A 6,211-nucleotide genomic window follows, 5' to 3' on the forward strand; every position below is an offset into this window, starting at 1 on the left:
GCGCGGAGGCCAGACTGCCCTCTGTCACTGAACATGGACCTATTGCCAAGCAAGTTGGACAACTATGGCGTGGTCGGAGGCTGTCGGGAGCGTGACCTGTGCCGGTCAGACGTGGCTGTCGACAAGCGCGGTGATCTGGGCTTTCGACAGTGCACCCACCTTTGTCAGCGCCACAACCCCGTTCTTGAAAATGATCAGGGTAGGGATGCCTCGGACGCCGAACTTCGCCGGCGTAGCCGGGTGCTGGTCCACGTCGATCTTCGCAACCTTGAGCTTGTCGCCGTAGTCCTTGGCCACCTCGTCGAGAAGCGGGGCGATCATCTTGCACGGCCCACACCACGGTGCCCAGAACTCCAGCAGCACGGGCTGGGCCGACCTGAGCACGTCCCCCTCGAACGACGCGTCGGTCACATGCAAGATCTGCTCAGGCATCGGCACTCCTCACAGCGGCTGTCTACGCGATACACCACGCCCATGGCACCGCTACCAGCAGCAGGCTTCCACTCAACGCCGCCGAAAGGACCAACCTCCCGCGCAGGCACCTTCCCCACGCCAGCCCCGAGGAGCTGCCGTGGGCTCCATCCAGCTTCACTGGCAATCGGTCCAACTTCGCTGTCAGAGGACACACTCGTACAGATTCGGTGGAGATTACGGCACCGAAACTTACTCAACCGTCAGGATTGTGTCCGGCCCTTCCTCAAGTGAGCGCTTTGTCCCTGGCTGACCGGCGTGGACCGGAGCGATGCCCGCCTTCGCACCCCCTCCCGCCCCCTGGCCGGGTGGGGTAGCTTTCACGGCGCTGTGCGGGACGTCACTCGACAGGAGCGCTGAGGAGCGGGGAGCGGGGTTTGCGCGAGTTCACCATCCCTCCGTTGGCGTTGGCGCCTCCGGTGGGCGGTCTGGCCGACGTGGTCTTCGAGCATGCCCAGGAAGACCCGCTGCACATCGCCCTGGGCCGCAAGGACGACTCCGGCCAGTGGCGGGACGTCACCAGCGCCGAGTTCCGCGACGAGGTGCTCGCGCTGGCCAAGGGGCTGCTGGCGAGCGGCATCCGGTTCGGCGACCGGGTCGCGATCATGTCCCGCACGCGCTACGAGTGGACCCTGTTCGACTACGCGCTGTGGACGATCGGCGCCCAGGTCGTGCCGGTCTACCCGACGTCCTCCGCCGAGCAGTGCTTCTGGATGCTGTACGACGCCGAGGTGACGGCCGCCGTCGTGGAGCACGAGGACCACGCGATGACGATCGCCACCGTCATCGACCGGCTGCCCCAGCTGCGCCGGCTGTGGCAGCTCGACTCCGGCGCCGTGCACGAGCTGTACGACGCGGGCGCGCACCTCGACGACGAGATGGTGCACCGCCACCGGCAGGCCGTCACACCCGACTCGGTCGCCACGATCATCTACACCTCGGGCACCACCGGCCGCCCCAAGGGCTGTGTCATCACGCACGGCAACTTCATGTACGAGGCGGACACCGTCATCGAACGCTGGGAGCCGGTGTTCCACTCCCGGCGCGGCGACGAGGCGGCGACCCTGCTGTTCCTGCCGCTCGCGCACGTCTTCGGGAGGATGGTCCAGGTCGCGGGAATCCGCGGCAAGGTGAAGTTCGGGCATCAGCCGCAGCTGAACGCGGCGGCCCTGCTGCCCGACCTGGCCGCGTTCAAGCCGACGTTCTTCCTGGCCGTGCCGTACATCTTCGAGAAGGTGTTCAACGCGGCCCGCCGCAAGGCCGAGAAGGAGGGCCGCTCCGGCCCCTTCGAGAAGGCCGTCGACATCGCCATCAAGTACGCGGACGCGATGGAGGCCAAGGCCTGGGGCACCGGCCCCGGTCCGTCTGCGGGCCTGCGCATGCAGCACCAGCTGTTCGACAAGCTGGTCTACGGAAAGATCCGCGCCGCGATGGGCGGCAGGATCAAGCACGCCATGTCCGGCGGCTCGGCGATGGACCGCCGGCTCGGGCTGTTCTTCGCCGGCGCGGGTGTGCACATCTACGAGGGCTACGGCCTGACGGAGTCCACGGCCGCCGCGACCGCCAATCCGCCCGGGCGGACCCGCTTCGGCACGGTCGGGCAGCCCATCCCGGGCATGACCGTGCACATCGCGGACGACGGCGAGATCTGGCTGCGCGGCGAGAACGTGTTCCAGGGGTACCTCAACAACCAGAAGGCCACCGACGCCACCCTGCACGACGGCTGGCTCGCCACCGGCGACCTCGGCGCGCTGGACGAGGACGGCTTCCTGACCATCACCGGCCGCAAGAAGGAGATCCTGGTCACGTCCGGTGGCAAGAGCGTTTCGCCCGGGGTGCTGGAGGAACGCGTCCGGGACCATCCGCTGGTCAACCAGTGCATCGTCGTGGGCAACGACCGCCCGTACGTCGCCGCCCTGGTCACCCTCGACCAGGAGGCCGTGGAGCACTGGCTGGCCATGCGGGCCAAGCCGCAGATGTCCCCGGCGGAGCTGGTGCGCGACGCTGATCTGGAGACGGAGGTGCGCCGCGCGGTGGTCGCCGCCAACACGCTCGTCTCGCAGGCCGAGTCGATCCGCACCTTCCGCATACTGGCCCAGCCGTTCACGGAGGAGCACGGGTTGCTGACCCCGTCCCTGAAGCTGAAGCGGAAGGCGATCGAGAAGGCGTACGAGAACGAGGTCGAAGCGCTCTACCGGGCGTGACATACGCCTCGCGGGGCAGGTGTGGCTTCGGAATTCTCCCGTCAGGAATGCATCACCGCGCGTGATCGTTGACGATGGGAGTACACCTGACCACTTACCGAAGGATCGAGAGCTCGTGAGCAAGGTCCCCCCGATCATCCTGAACAACGGCGTCGAGATGCCCCAGCTGGGCTTCGGCGTCTGGCAGGTGCCGGACGACGAGGCCGAGACGGCCGTCGCGACGGCGCTGGAGGCCGGGTACCGCAGCATCGACACAGCGGCGATCTACGGCAACGAGGAGGGCACCGGCAAGGCCATCGCCGGCTCCGGCGTCCCCCGCGAGGAGCTCTTCGTCACCACGAAGCTCTGGAACGCCGACCAGGGGTACGACTCCACGCTGCGCGCCTTCGACACGTCGCTGGAAAAGCTCGGCCTGGACTACGTCGACCTGTACCTGATCCACTGGCCGACGCCGGAGCGGGGTCTGTACGTCGACACCTACAAGGCGTTCGAGAAGCTGCACGCCGACGGCCGGATCCGGGCCATCGGCGTCTCCAACTTCCTCCCCGAGCACCTCCGGAAGCTGATCGGTGAGACGTCGGTCGTCCCGGCGGTGAACCAGATCGAGCTGCACCCGCACCTTCAGCAGGGCGCCTCCCGCGACTACCACGCGGAGCAGGGCATCGCCACGGAGGCCTGGTCGCCGCTCGGCCAGGGCAAGGGGCTGCTGGAGGTCCCGGCGATCGTGGCCATCGCCCGCAAGCACGACCGCACCCCGGCCCAGGTCGTGCTGCGCTGGCACATCCAGCTGGGCAACGTGGTGATCCCGAAGTCCGTGACCCCGTCGCGGATCAAGGAGAACATCGACGTGTTCGACTTCAGCCTCGACGACGAGGACCTCGCGGCGATCAGCGCGCTGAACGAGGACCGCCGCATCGGCCCGGACCCGGCCGAGTTCAACGGCGCCTGAGCCGCACCGGCAGCGCCCCGGCCCGGGTCCCGTGAGGGGCTCCTGGCCGGGGCGCTGCCGCTCCGCGCCTCAGACCGGCTGCCCCACCGGCCGTACGACCACCGTGTTGACGTCGACCCCGTCCGGCTGCCGCATCGCCCAGACGATCGAGTCGGCGATCTGGCCGGCGGTGAGGAGGTGGCCGGGCGGGAGGCTGCCATAGGAGTCCCAGAAGGGCGTCTCCGTCCGGCCGGGCGCGACCAGGGTGACGCCCACGCCCCACTCGGTGACCTGCCGCCGGGTGTTCTCGGCGAGCCCGGTCACCGCCCACTTCGTCGCCCCGTAGATGTTGCCCGGCCCGTGCACGAACCCGGCGACGCTGCCCACCAGGACGATCCGGCCGCGGGTCTCCTTCAACGCGTCGATGGACGCCCTGATCAGCAGAGCCGGGCCGAGGACGTTGGTCAGCACCATGTCGGTCCAGCCGGCCGGGTCGCCCTCCGCGACCGTGTCGTGGGTGGCGAAACCGGCGTTGGCGACGACCGTGTCGAGCCGCCCGAAGGTCTTCACAGTGGTGTCGACCGCGGCCTGGACGTCCTCGTACACGGCGGTGTCGCCGACGAGCGTCAGCAGCCCGTCGGGCCGCCCCAGCTCCTCGGCGAACGCCCGCAGCCGCTCCTCCCCCCGCCCGGTGACGGCCACCCGGTACCCGGCGTCCAGCAGTTGCCGCGCGACCGCGGCGCCGATCCCGCTGCCTCCCCCGGTGATGAGCGCGACCTGAGAGTCGGACATGGATTCCCCCTGTGGTGTGGGCCGGTGTGCGATGCCGGGGAGTCCATCACTTGGAGCGCTCTCGAAGTCAAGGGCAGCCGCGGCTACGCGGGCCGGACCGCCGTGTGGACCGTGTGGGCCTCCAGGACGAACACGTCCGGACGGTGGTGCAGGCTCGCCTCGTCGTCCGGGTCGAGCAGGCGGTCGACGGTCGCCAGGTCCTCGGCGTCGAGGCCTTCGGCGAGCTTGTCGCGCATGTGCGACAGGGACGCCACGACATAGGCACGCGCCCGGTCGGAGGCGGGCGCCGGGAGGTCGAGCAGGAAGCTGTGCGTCCTCGTGTGCTTCAGCCCGGCGGCGGCGAGCAGGGCGGGCCAGTTCTCGGTCTCGGCCACGTGGCCGGGCAGGTCGGTGCGCATCCGGGTGAACCACTCCGCCTCCACCGCGTCGATCCGCGCCTGGAGACCGGGCCGGCCCATGCCGAAGTCGCGCGGCAGGAACCGCAGCGGCAGACCGCCCTCCATGAGGGCCAGCGTGCCGCCGGGTGCCAGCCGCTGCGCGAACGCGGCGAGCGCCGCCCGCTGGTCGCCGAGGTGGTGCAGGCTGCGGCTCGCCCACAGCAGATCGGCTGGGTAGTCCAACTCGCCCAGCACATCAGGTAGTTCACCCGTGATGATGCCGAACCGGTCGGCGACCCCCTGCCGCTCGGCCCGCGCCCGGGCCCGCTCCAGCAGCCCCTCGGATCCGTCCACCGCCACGATCCGCGCGCCCGGGAACGTCTCCGCGAACAGACAGGACACGACACCCGGCCCGCTGCCCGCGTCGACGATCAGACCCGGTTCGGTCACCTCCTGCGCCAGCCAGCCCAGGGCCCGCTCGTAAAGGGACGCGAACAGTTCCGCCGAGGACTCCAGCATCGGGCCCATCTCGGCCCAGTCGAGGTCCGTGTGGCCGTGGTGCGGGCCGTGGCCCCGCTCGTGGTCGTGGTGGTGGTGCGCCATGGTGGTCAGCCTCTCGCTCGGATGCGGTCAGCGTGCGACGGCGCACCGTGCGGAGGCCACTGCTGTTGCCGGTCCCGCAAAATCCGCCGGGGCGCGGGGCCCCGGCGGATCAGCGGTTCAGCACGGACGGGTCAGGACAGCGGAGGGTACGCGTTCTGCATCAGCTGCCGGAACTGGGCGGAGAACCAGTGCCCGGAGATCGGCGCGTCCGGCAGGGCACCGGACATGTTGTAGTTGTTGCGCGGGTTGCCCTCGTAGGTCGGGTCGCACATGCGGTCGAAGCCCTTGCCCTCAGTGTTCGGGATCTCCTTGCTCGCCCCGTCGGACTCACCCGGCGGCTTCATCCACACGTAGGCGTCGATCCCGGCCGCCGGGGCCGCCTGCGGGCGCTCGCCGAGGCCGGCTCCGGACTGGTTGCACCAGTTGCCGCCGTTGAAGCGACGGTCGTAGCGCCCGCCGTCGACGTAGGCGTCGACGCTCGTCTTCGGGCCGGGGCCAGTGGGCCGTGCGGCGCCGCCCCAGCCGTTGCGAGAGGTGTCGATCAGCATGCCGATGTTCGAGTTGAAGCCCGCCGAGACCAGCTGGCTGCGGAAGGCCTGGGCGTAGGACAGCTCGTCGAGGTAGCGGTTCCAGTCGACCCATTTCGACTCGCGGACGGACTTGCCGGCCACGGTGTCGTTGATGGTGAAGTTGTTCTCCTTCAGGGCGCTGTAGTTCGCCGTGTTGGTGATGAAGCCGTGGACGTCGTTCACCGTGGCGCCCTCGGCGGTCGCCGCCTCCTTCATGATGGCGGCGGTGGGGCCGAAGTTGTCGTCCCAGCCGATCCAGCCGTGGTG

6 protein-coding genes are annotated in these 6,211 nt (G+C 69.5%); 2 read left to right on the forward strand and 4 right to left on the reverse strand.

Translation table 11 applies throughout. From position 1 onward, the window contains the following. Positions 1-105 precede the first annotated feature (105 nt). Positions 106-432 carry a thioredoxin TrxA gene (gene trxA, locus GTY56_RS04915; RefSeq protein WP_161362824.1) on the reverse strand — a complete coding sequence of 109 codons (327 nt, stop codon included), beginning with the start codon at positions 430-432 and terminating at the stop codon, positions 106-108. Positions 433-848: 416 nt separating this feature from the next. On the opposite strand from trxA, the gene GTY56_RS04920 reads away from it, so the two are divergent. Further along, positions 849-2,675 carry an AMP-dependent synthetase/ligase gene (locus GTY56_RS04920; RefSeq protein ID WP_161362826.1) on the forward strand — a complete coding sequence of 609 codons (1,827 nt, stop codon included), beginning with the start codon at positions 849-851 and terminating at the stop codon, positions 2,673-2,675. A 157-nt stretch (positions 2,676-2,832) separates the two neighbouring features. Beyond that, the gene (locus GTY56_RS04925; protein ID WP_161362847.1) at positions 2,833-3,624 is read left to right on the forward strand and encodes an aldo/keto reductase; all 792 of its coding nucleotides are present in this window, start codon (positions 2,833-2,835) and stop codon (positions 3,622-3,624) included. A 69-nt stretch (positions 3,625-3,693) separates the two neighbouring features. Here the strand turns inward: GTY56_RS04925 and GTY56_RS04930 are convergent, their stop codons facing one another. From GTY56_RS04930 to GTY56_RS04940, 3 genes are all read right to left on the reverse strand, one after another. Next, positions 3,694-4,395, reverse strand: coding sequence for an SDR family oxidoreductase (locus GTY56_RS04930; protein ID WP_161362827.1), 702 nt, complete (start codon positions 4,393-4,395; stop codon positions 3,694-3,696). A gap of 83 nt (positions 4,396-4,478) precedes the next feature. Further along, the gene (locus GTY56_RS04935; RefSeq protein ID WP_161362829.1) at positions 4,479-5,375 is read right to left on the reverse strand and encodes a class I SAM-dependent methyltransferase; all 897 of its coding nucleotides are present in this window, start codon (positions 5,373-5,375) and stop codon (positions 4,479-4,481) included. Positions 5,376-5,506: 131 nt separating this feature from the next. Continuing rightward, positions 5,507-6,211: glycoside hydrolase family 6 protein (locus GTY56_RS04940; protein ID WP_202509725.1), on the reverse strand; the 705-nt coding region annotated here is incomplete at its 5' end.

It is taken from the genome of Streptomyces sp. SID5643, assembly GCF_009872555.1.
In the GTDB taxonomy this organism is placed as follows: domain Bacteria; phylum Actinomycetota; class Actinomycetes; order Streptomycetales; family Streptomycetaceae; genus Streptomyces; species Streptomyces iakyrus.

Coding starts and splice junctions, on each gene's coding strand:
- trxA (WP_161362824.1), bottom strand. CDS start 432: ATGCCTGAGCAGATCTTGCATGTGACCGACGCGTCGTTCGAGGGGGAC.
- GTY56_RS04925 (WP_161362847.1), top strand. CDS start 2,833: ATGCCCCAGCTGGGCTTCGGCGTCTGGCAGGTGCCGGACGACGAGGCC.
- GTY56_RS04930 (WP_161362827.1), bottom strand. CDS start 4,395: ATGTCCGACTCTCAGGTCGCGCTCATCACCGGGGGAGGCAGCGGGATC.
- GTY56_RS04935 (WP_161362829.1), bottom strand. CDS start 5,375: ATGGCGCACCACCACCACGACCACGAGCGGGGCCACGGCCCGCACCAC.